The 15,944-nt window shown below is 60.1% G+C and carries 12 protein-coding genes and 1 pseudogene; 6 read left to right on the top strand and 7 right to left on the bottom strand.

Annotated features, from left to right (window positions below; genetic code table 11):
• Positions 1 to 196: 196 nt before the first annotated feature.
• Positions 197 to 796 carry an FMN-dependent NADH-azoreductase gene (locus CKW18_RS05095; RefSeq protein WP_095187771.1) on the bottom strand — a complete coding sequence of 200 codons (600 nt, stop codon included), beginning with the start codon at positions 794 to 796 and terminating at the stop codon, positions 197 to 199.
• Positions 797 to 1,027: 231 nt separating this feature from the next.
• Positions 1,028 to 1,342, bottom strand: coding sequence for a 3-phosphoglycerate kinase (locus CKW18_RS05090; protein WP_095187770.1), 315 nt, complete (start codon positions 1,340 to 1,342; stop codon positions 1,028 to 1,030).
• Positions 1,343 to 1,391: 49 nt separating this feature from the next.
• Between CKW18_RS05090 and CKW18_RS05085 the strand changes: the two genes are divergently transcribed.
• The 5 genes and pseudogenes from CKW18_RS05085 to aqpZ all read left to right on the top strand — a co-directional run bounded on the left by CKW18_RS05085 (position 1,392) and on the right by aqpZ (position 6,641).
• Entirely contained in the window at positions 1,392 to 2,315 is a 924-nt protein-coding gene (locus CKW18_RS05085) for a LysR family transcriptional regulator (protein ID WP_095187769.1), read from the top strand.
• Positions 2,316 to 2,329: 14 nt separating this feature from the next.
• Positions 2,330 to 3,133 (top strand): alpha/beta fold hydrolase, encoded by an 804-nt coding sequence (locus CKW18_RS05080; protein ID WP_095187768.1) that lies wholly within the window; start codon positions 2,330 to 2,332, stop codon positions 3,131 to 3,133.
• A gap of 3 nt (positions 3,134 to 3,136) precedes the next feature.
• A complete protein-coding gene (locus CKW18_RS05075) occupies positions 3,137 to 3,700 on the top strand; it encodes a peptidylprolyl isomerase (RefSeq protein WP_095187767.1) in 564 nt (187 codons plus the stop codon).
• Between the two features lie 88 nt (positions 3,701 to 3,788).
• Complete coding sequence (locus tag CKW18_RS05070; RefSeq protein WP_095187766.1) at positions 3,789 to 5,621, top strand: ABC transporter ATP-binding protein; 1,833 nt, start codon at positions 3,789 to 3,791, stop codon at positions 5,619 to 5,621.
• A gap of 323 nt (positions 5,622 to 5,944) precedes the next feature.
• Positions 5,945 to 6,641 (top strand): annotated as a pseudogene (gene aqpZ / locus CKW18_RS05065) (aquaporin Z).
• Between the two features lie 113 nt (positions 6,642 to 6,754).
• Here the strand turns inward: aqpZ and CKW18_RS05060 are convergent.
• Positions 6,755 to 7,879 carry a GNAT family N-acetyltransferase gene (locus CKW18_RS05060; RefSeq protein ID WP_095187765.1) on the bottom strand — a complete coding sequence of 375 codons (1,125 nt, stop codon included), beginning with the start codon at positions 7,877 to 7,879 and terminating at the stop codon, positions 6,755 to 6,757.
• 279 nt (positions 7,880 to 8,158) lie between these two features.
• On the opposite strand from CKW18_RS05060, the gene CKW18_RS05055 reads away from it, so the two are divergent.
• Positions 8,159 to 9,481, top strand: coding sequence for a putative porin (locus tag CKW18_RS05055; RefSeq protein WP_034153200.1), 1,323 nt, complete (start codon positions 8,159 to 8,161; stop codon positions 9,479 to 9,481).
• Between the two features lie 129 nt (positions 9,482 to 9,610).
• Here CKW18_RS05055 and CKW18_RS05050 read toward each other — a convergent pair whose 3' ends face one another.
• From CKW18_RS05050 to hrpA, 4 genes are all read right to left on the bottom strand, one after another.
• Positions 9,611 to 9,850, bottom strand: coding sequence for an anti-sigma factor (locus CKW18_RS05050; RefSeq protein ID WP_095187764.1), 240 nt, complete (start codon positions 9,848 to 9,850; stop codon positions 9,611 to 9,613).
• The gene (locus tag CKW18_RS05045; RefSeq protein WP_095187763.1) at positions 9,844 to 10,458 is read right to left on the bottom strand and encodes an RNA polymerase sigma factor; all 615 of its coding nucleotides are present in this window, start codon (positions 10,456 to 10,458) and stop codon (positions 9,844 to 9,846) included. The genes CKW18_RS05050 and CKW18_RS05045 overlap by 7 nt, the downstream gene beginning before the upstream one ends.
• Positions 10,459 to 10,553: 95 nt before the next feature.
• Positions 10,554 to 11,675, bottom strand: a complete 1,122-nt coding sequence (locus CKW18_RS05040) for a beta-ketoacyl-ACP synthase III (RefSeq protein ID WP_095187762.1) — start codon at positions 11,673 to 11,675, stop codon at positions 10,554 to 10,556.
• Positions 11,676 to 12,005: 330 nt separating this feature from the next.
• Positions 12,006 to 15,917 carry an ATP-dependent RNA helicase HrpA gene (gene hrpA / locus CKW18_RS05035; protein WP_095187761.1) on the bottom strand — a complete coding sequence of 1,304 codons (3,912 nt, stop codon included), beginning with the start codon at positions 15,915 to 15,917 and terminating at the stop codon, positions 12,006 to 12,008.
• Between the last annotated feature and the right edge of the window lie 27 nt (positions 15,918 to 15,944).

Raw genomic sequence — 15,944 nt, 5'->3', positions numbered from 1 at the left:
TGCGGCAGCTCCTACAGAGGGATTGTTTGAACCAGAAAATATCGCGGGCAAAAAAAAGCCCGATCTCGCTAATGCGTTCGATCGGGCTACAGCACTCAGGAGCAACAAGTGCAAAGGGAGGTTCGATGCGCGTAAAGCCTTGAAGGGGTTGCGCCAGGTCACTAAAACAATCGGCGATTATCTGGCGATTAACATATCAAGCGACCGAGGCCAGTTTGGCGTTGGCCTGGTTCAGGCCCTTCTCCTGGAAGTCGCCACCCAGGTTCATGCCTTCGGCATGGATGAAGGTCACGTCGTGGATACCGATGAAACCCATGACCTGACGCAGGTACGGTTCCTGATGATCCGCCGGGCCGCCAGCGTAGATGCCACCGCGAGCCGTCAGCACGTAGGCACGTTTGCCGCTGAGCAGGCCTTGCGGGCCGGTTTCGGTGTACTTGAAGGTCACGCCGGCACGCAGCACATGGTCGAGCCAGGCCTTGAGGGTGCTCGGGATGGCGAAGTTGTACATCGGCGCGGCCATCACCAGCACGTCGGCGGCCAGCAGTTCGTCGGTCAATTCATTGGAGCGGTCCAGCGAAGATTGCTCGCTGTCGTTGCGCTGCTCGGCGGGTTTCATCCAGCCACCCAGCAGGTTGATGTCCAGGTGCGGCACCGGATTCACGGCGAGGTCACGCACGGTGATCTGATCGGCAGGGTGCGCAGCTTTCCACTGTTTGATGAAGGTCTGGGTCAACTGGCGGGACACCGAGTCTTGCTGGCGGGCGCTGCTTTCGATGATCAGAACGCGGGACATGTTGTGTAGCCTCCATCCGAGAATGTTGTAGGTCGATGGAGTGAAGGTTAAACAGAGTCGAATCGATGAAAAAGCGCAAATAATTGCTGCAAAGCATCGAATAATTCGTTTAGATTCACCTCATACCCTGTGGGAGCGAGCCTGCTCGCGAAGGCGGTGTGTCAGTCAAGGAATGTGTTTACTGACACACCGCCTTCGCGAGCAGGCTCGCTCCCACAGGTAACTACGGTGTTATTTCGGGGTGCAGGTCAGCTTGATGCGCAGCTTGATGATCTCGCGGGTGAACTTGGCCGTGGCGTTTTTATGTTTGCCGGCCGGCACTTCGATGGTGCGGGTGCGCGGTGCTTCCGGGCCGTTGCTGAACACGGCCTTGCAGACTGCATCGACGTCGCCGTAGTTGGCCACTCGAATCGAGCCGATGTCGTTATCGGTGGCGAACGTCTCGAAGTCGATCTTCAGGCCATTGAAGTCTTTTTCCACGTCGATCGGATACGCAAACGCCGTCAGCGGCAGCAGTGCCAGCAACACACAACAGAATTTTTTCATTCGGCAGTCTCCATGAGGGACCGCCAGCTTAGGACAAGAGGAGCTATTGATGAAAGCGCCCCGCGTGACCCTTGATCAATGGCGAACATTGCAGGCCGTGGTCGATCACGGCGGCTTCGCCCAGGCCGCCGAGGCCCTGCACCGTTCGCAATCGTCGGTGAGCTACACCGTCGCCCGTATGCAGGATCAGCTCGGCGTGCCGTTGCTGCGCATTGATGGGCGTAAAGCGGTGCTGACCGAAGCCGGCGGCGTGCTGCTGCGCCGCTCGCGGCAACTGGTGAAACAGGCCAGCCAACTGGAAGACCTTGCCCACCACATGGAACAAGGCTGGGAAGCCGAAGTACGGCTGGTGGTCGACGCGGCCTATCCGAGTGCGCGCATCGTGCGGGCACTGACCGCGTTCATGCCGCAAAGCCGTGGCTGCCGCGTGCGTCTGCGTGAAGAAGTGCTGTCGGGTGTGGAAGAAGTGCTGCTCGAAGGCGTGGCCGATCTGGCCATCACCGGCATGGGTATCCCGGGCTACCTCGGTGCTGAATTGAGCGACGTCGAGTTTGTCGCCGTCGCTCACCCCGACCACGCCCTGCATCGTCTCAACCGGGAACTGAGTTTTCAGGATCTGGAAACCCAGATGCAAGTGGTCATCCGCGATTCCGGTCGCCAGCAACCACGGGACGTCGGCTGGCTCGGCGCCGAGCAGCGCTGGACCGTCGGCAGTCTTGCCACCGCCGCCACGTTTGTCAGCAGCGGCCTGGGGTTCGCCTGGCTGCCACGGCACATGATCGAGCGGGAACTGAAGGAAGGTTCGCTCAAGCTGCTACCGTTGGATCAGGGCGGCAGCCGCAACCCGAGTTTCTACCTGTATTCAAACAAGGACAAACCGCTGGGCCCGGCCACGCAAATCCTTATCGAACTGCTGCGTACCTTCGACACCTTGCCGCTGGACGCACCGTTCGCCGCCCCCGAACAAGCCTGACACGGAGTTCACCGATGGCGTATTTCGAGCACGACGGTTGCAACCTGCACTACGAGGAATATGGCCACGGCACGCCGTTGCTGCTGGTCCACGGGCTGGGTTCGAGCACGCTGGACTGGGAAATGCAGATCCCGGCACTGGCCGCGCATTACCGGGTGATCGTCCCGGACATTCGCGGCCACGGGCGTTCGGACAAACCTCGTGAGCGCTACAGCATCGCCGGGTTCAGCGCCGATCTGGTTGCACTGATCGAGCATTTGCAACTCGGCCCGGTGCACTATGTTGGTTTATCCATGGGCGGCATGATCGGTTTTCAGCTTGGCGTCGATCAACCGCAGATGCTCAAGAGCCTGACCATCGTCAACAGCGCGCCCGAGGTCAAATTGCGTAGCCGCGACGACTACTGGCAGTGGTTCAAGCGCTGGAGCCTGATGCGTGTGCTGAGCCTGGCGACCATTGGCAAGGCGCTGGGTGGCAAACTTTTCCCCAAGCCGGAACAGGCCGATCTGCGGCAGAAAATGGCTGAACGCTGGGCAAAAAACGACAAACGTGCTTATCTCGCCAGCTTCGATGCGATTGTGGGCTGGGGGGTTCAGGAACGACTTTCCCGAGTGACCTGTCCAACCCTCATCGTCAGCGCCGACCGTGACTACACACCGGTGGCACTGAAAGAAACCTATGTAAAACTGCTGCCCGATGCGCGGCTGGTGGTGATCGCCGATTCGCGACATGCCACCCCGCTTGATCAACCCGAACGCTTCAATCAAACGCTGCTGGAGTTTCTTGCCACAGCCGATATTCAATCTCAGGATCACTGACCCATGCTGAAAAAACTCGCCCTCGCTGCCGGTACCGTGCTGTTCGCTGCCAACCTGATGGCCGCCACGCCGACCAAAGCGCCGCACGTGCTGCTGGACACCACCAACGGCCAGATCGAAATCGAGCTGGACCCGGTCAAGGCACCGATCAGTACCAAGAACTTTCTCGATTACGTCAACAGCGGCTTTTACACCAACACGATTTTCCACCGTGTGATCCCGGGCTTCATGGCTCAGGGCGGCGGTTTCACCCAGCAAATGCAGCAAAAAGACACCAAGGCACCGATCAAGAACGAAGCCAGCAACGGCCTGCATAACGTTCGTGGCACCTTGTCGATGGCGCGTACCTCCAACCCTGATTCGGCCACCAGCCAGTTCTTCATCAACGTCGCCGACAACGCTTTCCTCGATCCAGGTCGTGACGCCGGTTACGCCGTGTTCGCCAAAGTGGTCAAGGGCATGGACGTGGTCGACATCATCGTCAACTCGCAAACCACTACCAAAGGCGGCATGCAAAACGTGCCTGTCGACCCTGTGATCATCAAGTCGGCCAAAGTCATCGACTAAGCTGTACAGGGCGTTTCGAGCGGCGTGAACTCAACCCCACGCCGCTCACACCGATAAAAGGAGAGCCCGTAATTCGGGCGGTTATCTGATGCTCTATCGCCGTTTCGAACAACTGATCGACATATTCCGCGACGCCCCGACAGCGTCTCCGCCGGACCGCGTGCTCCCCTTCTATACCTATTACCTCAAGCAGGTCTGGCCGAGTTTCGCCGCCCTGCTGGTCGTTGGCCTGTTTGCCGCGCTGATCGAAGTGGCGCTGTTCAGTTACCTGAGCCGCATCATCGACCTCGCCCAGGGCACACCCAACCCGAATTTCTTCAGCGACCACGCCCTCGAACTGACATGGATGGTGGTGGTTGCGCTGGTCCTGCGGCCGATTTTCTTTGGTCTGCACGACCTGCTGGTGCACCAGACCCTGAGCCCCGGCATGACCAGCATGATCCGCTGGCAGAATCACAGTTATGTGCTCAAGCAGAGCCTCAACTTCTTTCAGAACGACTTCGCCGGGCGCATCGCCCAACGCATCATGCAAACCGGCAACTCGCTGCGTGACTCGGCGGTGCAAGCAGTGGATGCGCTGTGGCACGTGGTGATCTACGCGATCAGTGCGCTGGTGCTGTTCGCCGAGGCCGACTGGCGCCTGATGATCCCGCTGCTGATGTGGATCGCCGCGTACATCGGTGCGCTTTACTACTTCGTGCCACGGGTGAAGGATCGCTCGGTGGAAGCCTCCGACGCGCGCTCGAAACTGATGGGCCGCATCGTCGATGGCTACACCAACATCGCCACTTTGAAGCTGTTTGCCCACACCAATTTCGAACAGCACTACGCCAAGGAAGCCATCGAAGAGCAGACCGTCAAAGCGCAGATGGCCGGCCGTGTTGTGACCAGCATGGACGTCGCGATCACCGCGATGAATGGCTTGCTGATTGTCGGCACCACGGCGCTGGCATTGTGGTTGTGGACGCAATCGCTGATCACCGTTGGCGCGATTGCCCTGGCGACCGGCCTGGTGATCCGTATCGTCAACATGTCCGGCTGGATCATGTGGGTGGTCACCGGCATCTTCGAGAATATCGGTATGGTTCAGGACGGTTTGCGCACCATCTCGCAACCGGTCAGCGTCACCGATCACGAGCAGGCCAAACCGCTGGCCGTGGCCCGTGGCGAAGTGCGTTTCGAGCACGTGGATTTTCACTACGGCAAGAAGAAAGGCATCATCGGCGACCTCAACCTGGACATTAAGCCGGGTGAAAAAATCGGCCTGATCGGGCCGTCCGGCGCCGGTAAGTCGACCTTGGTCAACCTGCTGTTGCGCCTGTACGACGTCGAAGGCGGGCGCATTCTGATCGACGGCCAGAACATCGCCGAAGTCGGCCAGGAAAGCCTGCGCGCGCGCATCGGCATGATCACCCAGGACACGTCCTTGCTGCACCGCTCGATTCGCGACAACTTGCTGTACGGCAAGCCTGACGCCACGGACGCCGAGTTGTGGGAGGCGGTGCGCAAGGCCCGCGCCGATGAGTTCATCCCGCTGCTGTCGGACGCTGAAGGCCGCACCGGGTTTGACGCGCATGTGGGCGAACGCGGGGTGAAACTGTCCGGCGGCCAGCGCCAGCGCATCGCGATTGCGCGAGTGCTGCTCAAGGATGCGCCGATCCTGATCATGGACGAAGCGACCTCTGCACTGGATTCGGAAGTCGAGGCCGCGATTCAGGAAAGCCTCGAAACCCTGATGCAAGGCAAAACCGTGATCGCGATTGCCCACCGCCTCTCGACTATTGCCCGCATGGATCGGTTGGTAGTGCTGGAAAACGGCAAGATCGCCGAGAGCGGCACCCACGCTGAATTGCTCGCCCATCGCGGGTTGTATGCGCGCTTGTGGGCGCATCAGACCGGGGGGTTTGTCGGCATCGATTGACAGTTCTGCCCGACACAAATCCTGTGGGAGCGAGCCTGCTCCGGGCGGCGATCCGACGAAAGCAGTCTGTCAGTCCCATTGATGTTGACGGATACACCGCTTTCGCGAGCAGGCTCGCTCCCACAGGGGATTTGCGCAGCCCCGACTGGATAAAACCGCCACAGCCCGCCAACCACGGGCGCTGGCGGTTTTTTTGTGTCTGCTGGAAATCGGCAAAAAGCCTGCTGTACTCAGCCAAGGTTCCAGCAGGGAATCTGTAGTAAGTCTGCAAGGACGCACAACTCGATGCAGTCTCGATAGCAGGGCTATCAAGGACGCTTCTCATGTCTCTGTTCAAACGTTCAGTCACTGAGTTGTTAGGCACGTTCTGGTTGGTATTGGGCGGTTGTGGCAGTGCGGTGATCGCCGCGTCTTCACCGTTGGGAATCGGGGTGCTGGGTGTGGCCCTGGCGTTTGGCCTGACGGTGCTGACCATGGCCTTTGCCATCGGCCACATCAGCGGATGTCATCTCAATCCGGCCGTGTCGGTCGGTCTTTTCGTCGGGGGGCCGGTTCCCGGCCAAAGAGTTACCTGCTTACATCATCGCCCAAGTGTCGGGGGCAATCCTCGCTGCCGCCCTGATCGCCCATATTGCCAGCGGCAAGGAGGGGTTTGACATCGCCGCTGGCCTGGCCTCCAACGGTTATGGCGAGCACTCGCCCGGCAAGTATTCGATGGCCGCCGGGTTTGTCACCGAACTGGTGATGACCGCGATGTTCGTGATCATCATTCTGGGCGCCACCGACAAACGCGCTCCGCCAGGGCTGGCACCGATTGCCATCGGCCTGGCGTTGACGTTGATCCACCTGATCTCGATTCCCGTGACCAATACTTCGGTGAACCCGGCGCGCAGCACCGGCCCGGCGCTGATGGTCGGCGGCTGGGCGATCGCGCAGTTGTGGATGTTCTGGGTCGCGCCGTTGATTGGCGCGGTGGTCGGTGGCGGGATCTATCGCTGGTTGGGCAAAGAAGAAACCTGAGGGGTGCCTGAGATCCCTTTGTGGGAGCGAGCCTGCTCGCGAAGACGTTGTGTCAGTAACGTATATGCCGACTGACCCAACTCCTTCGCGAGCAGGCTCGCTCCCACAGGGATTTATGTCTGGCGGTAGGGCAAGGCTGTTCTGGCTTCTTCGGCGTAGGCGAGGATGCCGGCGCGTTCCTGTTGCAGGAAATCTTTCACCGCCGCTTTCAGCCCCGGATGCCGCAGGTAATGCCACGAATGGGTGATCACCGGCTCAAAGCCGCGAATCAGTTTGTGCTCGCCCTGAGCACCGGCATCAAACCGCTGATAACCCTGCGCAATCGCGTAATCCATGCCCTGATAAAAACAGGTCTCGAAATGCAGTCGGTCGAACTCGGCCAGACAGCCCCAATAGCGTCCGTAAAAACTATCGCCACCGACCAGGCTGAAGGCCATGGCCACCGGCCGTGAACCCTGTCTGGCCAGCACCACGCGAATCGATTCGGGCATGCGCTCGGCCAGCAAGCTGAAGAATTCTCGCGTCAGATACGGCGTTTGCCGACGTACCGCATAGGTGTTGGCGTAGCAGGCGTAGACGAAGTCCCACTGTTTCTCGTCCAGCTCACGACCTTCCAGCCATTCGAACTCGAAACCCTGCCCTGCCACCTGCTCACGCTCTTTGCGCATCTGTTTGCGCTTGCGCGAACTGAGCACGTCGAGAAAATCCTGAAAATCGCGGTAGCCGCGATTCTGCCAGTGATACTGACAGCCGATGCGCTGCAGCCAGCCCGGTTGTTCGGCCATGGCGGCATCGGTGAACGGGTCGGTGAAGTTGATGTGGGCACTGGAAAGCCCTTCGATTTCCAGATAACCCGGCAGGCTCTTGAGCAGTTCAAAGCCGTCTTCGGCATTTGCCGCTAACAGCCGAGGGCCACTGACCGGACTGAACGGCACCGCCGTCAACAGCTTGGGGTAGTAATCGATGCCGGCGCGTGCGCAGGCATCGGCCCAGCCGTGATCGAACACGTACTCGCCGTAGGAATGCCATTTGCGGTAACTGGGCAGTGCGGCGATCAGCCGCTCATTTTCAAGGTGCAGCAAATGCTCCGGCTGCCAACCGGTATGAGGCCCGACACTGCCGCTGTCTTCCAGTGCACTGAGAAAGGCATGACGCAGAAATGGCTGATTCTCGGGCACCAGCGCATCCCATGTTGTCGAAGCAATTTCTGACAGGTTTTGCAGGCGTTGCAGCGGCATCAACAAGCTCTCCACATCTGGGTTTCAGCGCCCGGCGAGTATCGCCGATTGCGCTGCATTACACACCCGCCATCGGCCGACAGCGCTCTAGATCAATAGTTCACGGCAAACCTGCACCGTCATCAACCTGCCATCACCGTGCCACTGCACTGTCATAAACCATCGCGATACTGGCGCCTGTTTTTAGAGCGCCGGGTTCTACCCGGACACTGTTTTCCGACCTTCAACCGTCGGTTGTGCCCGGGATGGTTCAGCCATCCCTCTTATTCGGAGATTGCTATGCGTCTTGCTTCCACGAAAACTGCGGCGGCCCTGTGCGGTGGCCTGTTGCTGGCCATGAGTGTTCCGGCCAGTGCCGCAGTCGACGCCAAACTGCTCGACATGCTCAAGGCTAACGGTTCCATTTCCCAGGCGCAGTACATCGAACTGCAAACTGAACTGGCCAAGGATCAGAAGGCTCAGCAAATCGCCCAGCAGGCGCAGCAAGAGACCAACGAACAAGTCGCCGCTGTTGCGAAGAAAACCAACGAACAAAGCGTCTTCGACCAGAAACTGGCCTGGGCTGCCAAGACCCAGTTCAAGGGCGATGTACGTATTCGTCAGGAAACCATCAAGATCGACGGCGAACCGAACAACGGCGGCCGCGACAAGGATCGCCAGCGCATCCGTGCCCGTCTGGGCGCTTACACCGAGATCAACCCACAAGTCGACACCGGCATCCGTATCGCCACCGGCGGCGGCGATGACGCTCGTTCGACCAACCAGGATCAGGACAACTACTTCGACAAGAAGCAGATCTGGCTCGACCTCGGCTACATCGACTACCACCCCGATCAGATCAAGAACCTGCACATCATCGGCGGCAAGATGCTGCAGCCGTGGGTCAGCATGGGCGACGTGATCTGGGACAGCGACATCAACCCGGAAGGTCTGGCCGTTACCTACAAATACCCGTTGGGCAGCAGCGCCGAACTGTTCGGCAGCCTGGGTAACTACAACCTCAAGGACAACGTTGACGGCGATGGCGTGCAATTTCGTCACGACCTGCGTCTGACCGCAGGCCAGTTGGGTAGCCGCTTCAACATCACCGATAACCTGAAACTGACGCTGGGCGGCAGCGTCTACGCCTACCAGAACGACGAAGACAGCCGCTGCACCGGCACATCCACGCCGTGCGCCCTGGCGGTCAACGGCAACTCGGCCAACAACGAATTCCGTCTGTATGAAGGCTTCAGCCAGGTCGACATCGGCGGTCTGCCGATGCCGTTGTCGTTCTACGGCCAATACGTGAAGAACAACGATGCCGTGACCGATCAGGACACCGCGTGGCTGTTGGGTGCCAAGTCGAAAGTCTTCGGCCTGAACCTCGACTACAACTATCGTGACGTGCAGCGTAATGCTGTCGTCGGCGCCTTCACCGACTCCGACTTCGCCAACGGCACCACCGGCTCCCGTGGGCACAAGTTCAAGGTCGGTTACGACATCGACAAGAACTTCGCCATCGGTGCCACCTACTTCCTGACCAAGGCCGACTTCGCCAGCCGTACCCAGCGTGACGCAGACGCCAACACCCTGCAGCTGGATGCGGAAGCCAAGTTCTAAAAGCGCTTCATCCTATAGCCCGGTGCGGGCGCGACGATCCCCATCATCCGTTCGTCTCACCCGCGCCGGGCTATTTCACTGCTTGCTCCCCTGTAGGAGCTGCCGCAGCCTCGTTTCACTCGGCAGCGCCTACAGAGGATTGTCTTTGCGTCGTTGAGATGCCAGGCGTTCGGCCAGAGCATCGACTCCGTCTTCAGGCTTTTCCGGCATTGCTTTCAGCGTCGCTTGCATCAGTTTCATCTGGCGAATGAAACGCCGACAGTTGAGGCAAAACATCAGGTGATGACGCACCATCAGTTTCTGGCGAAAGCTCAGCTGGCCATCGAGATAATCGCTGGAGCTCGCCACTTGCTCCCTACAGGTCAGCATTCGCCGGTCTCCTCAAAATGCTCCACCGTGGCGAAGACTTTCAACCGCGCACGATGCAGTAACACGCGGACATTGGAGAACGAGATATCCAGAAGATTACAGATCTCTTCCAGTTCCAGGCCCTGCCGCTCGCGCAGCAGCAAAACGCTGCGTTGCAACTCCGACAGACTCAGCAGCGTGCGCTCCAGGCACTCGCGCAGTTCGCCTTCGGTCAACAATGCCTCCGGGGTGTCCTGGTGCCAGGCGTAGGGTGCGACCAGCCAATGGCCGTCACCGGCAGAAAAACGGTCGTCATCGATGGTGCCGTGGGGCGAAGGCAGGTCGTCGAGCAGCACCTCTCGGCGGTTCTGCTTGTAGCGGCTCTTGGCCGAGTTGGCGGTGATGGTCAACAGCCAGGTCTTGAGACTGCAGCGCCCTTCGAAGCTGCCGATATGGCGCACCACCGACAGCCAGGCGTCCTGCACGACCTCTTCGACATGCCGCTGCCCGACGATGGCAAAAGCCACAGCGCGCATTGCGCCCTGGTAAGCGCTGACCAGTTCCTTGAATGCCTTTTGCTCGCCGGCCAACAGGCGTTCGAGCAATTGGGTGTCGTCTGTTGCGGGCATGTATTACCTCTCTAAAAGCAAAAGATCGCAGCCTGCAGCAACTCCTACAGGGGTCAGTGCAGGAGCTGCCGAAGGCTACGAACTTTTGGGCGCAATCAACGTTTACGCAGAATCACGCTACCGATCGAATAACCGGCACCAAACGAACTCAGCACGGCCAACGAACCGGCAGCCAGATCGTCCTGATGCTTGTGAAAGGCAATCACCGAACCGGCAGAGCTGGTGTTGGCGTAGGTGTCGAGGATCACCGGTGCCTCTTCTTCAGTGGCCTCGCGGCCCAGCAGCTTGCGCACGATCAGGTGGTTCATGCTCAGGTTGGCCTGGTGCAGCCAGAAACGCTTCACATCGCCGACGTTGAGCTGGTTCTCTTGCAGATGCTCACCGATCAGTTCGGCAACCATCGGGCAAACATCCTTGAACACCTTGCGGCCTTCCTGCACGAACAGCTTGTCGCGGGTGCCGATGCCCTCTTCCGCTGCGCGGTTGAGGAAGCCGAAGTTGTTGCGGATATTGTTGGAGAACTTGGTCAGCAGTTTGGTGCTGACCACGTCGAATTGATGCTTGGAGGTGGCCAGATCAGCGCGCTCGATGATCACCGCAGTGGCGGCGTCGCCGAAGATGAAGTGGCTGTCGCGGTCACGGAAGTTCAGGTGACCGGTGCAGACTTCCGGGTTGACCATCAGGATCGCCCGGGCCTGGCCCAGTTGCACGCTGTTGGCCGCGGCCTGGATGCCGAAAGTCGCCGAGGAGCAGGCCACGTTCATGTCGAAACCGAAACCCTGAATGCCCAGCGCTTCCTGGACTTCAATGGCGATGGCCGGGTAGGCGCGTTGCAGGTTGGAACAGGCGACGATGACGCCGTCGATGTCCGCGGCGGTCTTGCCGGCACGCTGCAAGGCTTGCTCGGCAGCGCCGATGGCCATTTGGCAAAGTACCGACCATTCGTCGTTGGAGCGCTCCGGCAGACGTGGGGCCATGCGTTGCGGGTCGAGGATGCCGTCCTTGTCCATGACAAAGCGGCTTTTGATGCCCGAAGCTTTTTCGATGAACGCGGCGCTGGATTCGGTCAGGGCCTGGACTTCGCCGCTGGCGATGGCGTCGGCATTGTCGGCGTTGAACTGGGCGACGTAGGTATTGAAAGACTGCACCAGCTCTTCGTTGGAGATGCTGTTGGCCGGGGTGTACAGGCCGGTGCCGCTGATGACGACGTTATGCATGGTCGTTTCTCTAATCTGTTCAGGCAGAAAGTGCTGGAACCGTCGTGCCAACACACAAAGGGTCTATTCCCATCCGGGGGACGCAAACCTGGCATCGCTTTATTCCGATCCGCGACCGCGCCGAAGGCTCTGGGTCGCGAAACTGGCGTTTATGGTCGCGAAGTTTGCCATAAACCCGGACTTTTGGCGCCTTCCTCAAGCACAACCCAAATCCCGATGTGGGAGCGAGCCTGCTCGCGATTGCGTCGTATCAGTCGCTATTGCGTTGACTGACACTCTGCTTTCGCGAGCAGGCTCGCTCCCACAGGGGGATTGCGTAGGGGAGCAAGATCAGGGCTCGACCTGGGTCCACTGTTTATTCAGGCGTTTGTCGGAGATCGGCACTTTCGTCCCCAACTGCTGGGCGAACAGTGAAACCCGGTATTCCTCCAGCCACCAGCGATACAACTCAAGCTGCGGATCGCGCTTGCCTTCCTGCGCGTGCTTGGCGGCGCGGGTCTGGTATTGCGCCCACAGGCCGGCGAGTTCGCCGCTCCAGACCCGATCCTTCTGCACCTGCGCGCCCAGCTTTTCGAAGCGCTGTTCGACCGCTTTCAGATAACGCGGCAACTCCTTGAGCCACTGCATCGGCGTTTCCCGGACGAATCCCGGATAGACCAGATTGTTGATCTGCTGCTTGATGTCGTTGAGCGCCACGGCTTGCGCCAGATCGATCTTGCCCTTGAAGCGTTTTTGCAGACCGTGCCAGATTTTCAGGATATCCAGTGTCAACCGCGCCACGCGCTCGGCGTGTTCAGTCCAACTGCCACGTTTGCGTTCGGCCAAGGCTGCCAACCCGGCGCCATCACGCGGCAACGGGTCTTCGCCTTCCAGAATGCAGCTATCGAGACTGGCCAGCAGAATGTCTTCGACCAGCGCATCGGCCCGACCCAGCTCGCGATACAGCAAGCCCAGCTCAGTCTGCCCCGGCAACTTGCCACGCAGGAACTTGGCCGGCTCGGCCAATTGCTGCATCAACAGCCGCTGCAAGGCGCGACGGTGCTGGAACTCGGCTTCGGCCGGGGTCGAGAAACGCCCTTCCTTGACCGTGCCGCCCTCTTCCACCAGCGCCGGGTACACCGTCATCGACAGCCCGGCAATCTTCTGCTGAGTCTTTTCCGCTACCGGTGCGAAAACCTTGGCTTCCACCGGTTGCTGACTTTTCGCACTCTGCGGCACCGCCAACGCCGCCTGACTGGCTTCAGCGAAGCGTGCAGTCAGCTCGGCCAGATCACGCCCTTCGCCGAGGAACTTGCCCTGGCCGTCGACGATTTCCAGGTTCATGCGCAGATGCCCTTCGACTTGCTGCGCAGCCTCCGCCCACGCTTCATCGCTGACCCGTGCGCCAGTCATGCGCAACAGTTCACGGCCCAGCGCCTGCGGTAGCGAGCCCTCGGCGAAGGTCATCCGTTGCAACGCAGCCTTGATGAAGTCCGGCACCGGCACGAAATTCTTGCGCAGCGCTTTGGGCAGGTTACGCACAAGGGCGATGCACTTGGCTTCGATCAGCCCCGGCACCAGCCACTCCAGACGCTCCGGCGGCAACATCGGCAACAGCGGCGCCGGCACGCGCAAGGTCACGCCGTCGCGCGGGTGATTGGGTTCGAAGTGGTAAGTCAGCGCCAGTTCCAGATCGCCGATGTGCAGCGTGTCCGGGTAATCGCGTGCGGTGACTTCACTGGCCTCGCGGGCCAGCACGTCTTCTTCGCGCATGATCAACAGCTGCGGATCTTTTTGGCTGGTGACGCGATACCAGCTGTCGAAGGTCGCAGTCTGGTGAATCTCCGCCGGCAGCCGCGCATCGTAGTAGGCGTACAAGGTTTCTTCGTCGGCCAGAATGTCGCGACGACGGGCCTTGGCTTCGAGTTCGTCGAGCTGTTCCAGCAACTGCTTGTTGGCCGTCAGGCACTTGGCTCGGGACTGAATCTCGCCACGCACCAGACCTTCGCGGATAAACAACTCACGCGAGACCACCGGATCCACCGGGCCGTAATGCACCGGGCGACGGCCGACCACGATCAGCCCGAACAGAGTGATCTGTTCAAATGCCACGACCTGGCCGCGCTTCTTCTCCCAGTGCGGTTCGAAGTGGTTTTTCTTGATCAAGTGCCCGGCCAGCGGCTCGATCCAGTCGGCGTCGATCTTGGCGACCATGCGCGCGTAGAGCTTGGTGGTTTCCACCAGCTCGGCGGTCATCAGCCATTGCGGGCGCTTCTTGCCAATGCCCGATGACGGATGAATCCAGAAGCGTCGCTGACGGGCGCCGAGGTAGTCGCCATCCTCGGTTTTCTGGCCGATCTGGCTGAGCAGACCGACCAGCACGGCTTTGTGCAGTTTCGGGTAATCCGCCGGCTCTTTATTGAGGCTCAACTGCATGTCGCGGCAAATCAGACTCAACTGCCGATGCGAGTCGCGCCATTCGCGCAGGCGCAGGTAATTGAGGAAGTTCTTGCGGCACCAGTTGCGCAACGGGCTGGCGGTCAACGCTTGGCGCTGCTCTTCAAAACCGCGCCACAGATTGACCAGCCCGGCGAAGTCGGAATCGACATCCTTCCATTGTGCGTGGGCCTGATCGGCCGCTTGCTGGCGTTCCGGCGGACGCTCGCGCGGGTCCTGAATCGACATGGCACTGGCGACGATCAGCACTTCCTGCAAGCTACCGAGCTTCGCCGCTTCAAGCAGCATGCGGCCCATGCGCGGGTCGACCGGCAGGCGCGCCAACTGGCGACCCAGCGGGGTCAACTGGCTGTTGCGATCCACCGCCGAGAGTTCTTGCAGCAGGTTGAAACCATCGCTGATCGCCTTGCCGTCGGGCGGCTCGATGAACGGGAACGCGGTGATCTCGCCGAGGCGCAGATGGAGCATCTGCAAGATCACGGCGGCGAGGTTGGTGCGCAGAATCTCCGGGTCAGTAAATTCCGGGCGACCGAGGAAATCTTCTTCGCTGTACAAACGTATGCAGATGCCCGGCTCGACCCGGCCGCAGCGACCTTTACGCTGGTTGGCACTGGCCTGGGAAATCGCTTCGATGGGCAAGCGCTGCACCTTGGCGCGGTAGCTGTAGCGGCTGATGCGCGCGGTGCCGCTGTCGATCACGTAACGGATGCCCGGCACGGTCAACGAGGTTTCAGCAACGTTGGTCGCCAGCACCACACGACGGCCCGGGTGCGACTGGAAAATCCGCTGCTGTTCGGCCGGTGACAGGCGCGCGTACAGCGGCAGAATCTCGGTGTGCTTGATCTGGGCTTTGCGCAGCATATCGGCGGCGTCGCGAATCTCGCGCTCACCGGGCAGGAACACCAGCACATCGCCGGGGCTGCGACGTTCGCTGCGCTCGTAAGCGGCGATTTCGTCGAGGGTGGCGAGAATCGCCTGATCCACGGTCAGGTCATCTTCGACGCGGTTGCCTTCTTCGTCCTGTTCCAGCGTCAGCGGGCGATACCAGGTGTCCACCGGAAAGGTGCGGCCCGAGACTTCAACAATCGGCGCGTCGTCGAAATGCTTGGAGAAACGCTCCAGATCGATGGTCGCCGACGTGATGATGACTTTCAGATCCGGACGACGCGGCAGCAGGGTTTTCAAGTAACCGAGCAGGAAATCGATGTTGAGGCTGCGTTCGTGAGCCTCGTCGACGATGATCGTGTCGTAGCGTTCCAGATAGCGGTCGTTCTGGGTTTCCGCCAGCAGGATGCCGTCGGTCATCAGTTTGATCAGGGTGTTGGAATCACTCTGGTCTTCGAAACGCACCTGATAACCGACCAGTGAACCTAGGGGCGTGGCGAGTTCTTCGGCAACCCGGCTGGCAACACTGCGCGCCGCGATCCGCCGTGGCTGGGTGTGGCCGATCAAACCGTGCTGGCCGCGACCGATTTCCAGACAGATTTTCGGCAACTGCGTGGTTTTACCCGAGCCGGTTTCGCCAGCGATGATCAGCACCTGATGCTGTTCCAGCGCTTTTTTGATTTCGTCGCGCTTGGCGGCGATCGGCAGGCTGTCGTCGTAACGGATCACCGGCAGGCTGGCCTTGCGCGCCAGCACTTGATCGCAGGACGCCTGCATGCGCACCACCCACTGGGCCAGTTTGGCCTCATCGGGTTTCTTGCGCAGCTCAAGCAACTGCCGCCGCAGCCGGTGACGGTCGGCGAGCATGGCGTGATCGAGGTTTTTCAGCAGTTTGTCGATGGAGGGCGATTCGTTGGTCATCGGGTGTACAAAATTCTTATAAAAGGT

Origin of the sequence: Pseudomonas sp. Irchel 3E19 (genome assembly GCF_900187585.1) — a bacterium.
Lineage (GTDB): Bacteria > Pseudomonadota > Gammaproteobacteria > Pseudomonadales > Pseudomonadaceae > Aquipseudomonas > Aquipseudomonas baetica.
The sequence above is the reverse complement of the archived record's forward strand: the minus strand, read 5'-3'. Positions and strand labels throughout refer to the sequence as shown.

Excerpts from the sequence above, each read along its gene's own strand:
- CKW18_RS05095 (WP_095187771.1), bottom strand. The coding sequence starts at position 796 with ATGTCCCGCGTTCTGATCATCGAAAGCAGCGCCCGCCAGCAAGACTCG.
- CKW18_RS05090 (WP_095187770.1), bottom strand. The coding sequence starts at position 1,342 with ATGAAAAAATTCTGTTGTGTGTTGCTGGCACTGCTGCCGCTGACGGCG.
- CKW18_RS05085 (WP_095187769.1), top strand. The coding sequence starts at position 1,392 with ATGAAAGCGCCCCGCGTGACCCTTGATCAATGGCGAACATTGCAGGCC.
- CKW18_RS05080 (WP_095187768.1), top strand. The coding sequence starts at position 2,330 with ATGGCGTATTTCGAGCACGACGGTTGCAACCTGCACTACGAGGAATAT.
- CKW18_RS05075 (WP_095187767.1), top strand. The coding sequence starts at position 3,137 with ATGCTGAAAAAACTCGCCCTCGCTGCCGGTACCGTGCTGTTCGCTGCC.
- CKW18_RS05070 (WP_095187766.1), top strand. The coding sequence starts at position 3,789 with ATGCTCTATCGCCGTTTCGAACAACTGATCGACATATTCCGCGACGCC.
- CKW18_RS05060 (WP_095187765.1), bottom strand. The coding sequence starts at position 7,879 with ATGCCGCTGCAACGCCTGCAAAACCTGTCAGAAATTGCTTCGACAACA.
- CKW18_RS05055 (WP_034153200.1), top strand. The coding sequence starts at position 8,159 with ATGCGTCTTGCTTCCACGAAAACTGCGGCGGCCCTGTGCGGTGGCCTG.
- CKW18_RS05050 (WP_095187764.1), bottom strand. The coding sequence starts at position 9,850 with ATGCTGACCTGTAGGGAGCAAGTGGCGAGCTCCAGCGATTATCTCGAT.
- CKW18_RS05045 (WP_095187763.1), bottom strand. The coding sequence starts at position 10,458 with ATGCCCGCAACAGACGACACCCAATTGCTCGAACGCCTGTTGGCCGGC.
- CKW18_RS05040 (WP_095187762.1), bottom strand. The coding sequence starts at position 11,675 with ATGCATAACGTCGTCATCAGCGGCACCGGCCTGTACACCCCGGCCAAC.
- hrpA (WP_095187761.1), bottom strand. The coding sequence starts at position 15,917 with ATGACCAACGAATCGCCCTCCATCGACAAACTGCTGAAAAACCTCGAT.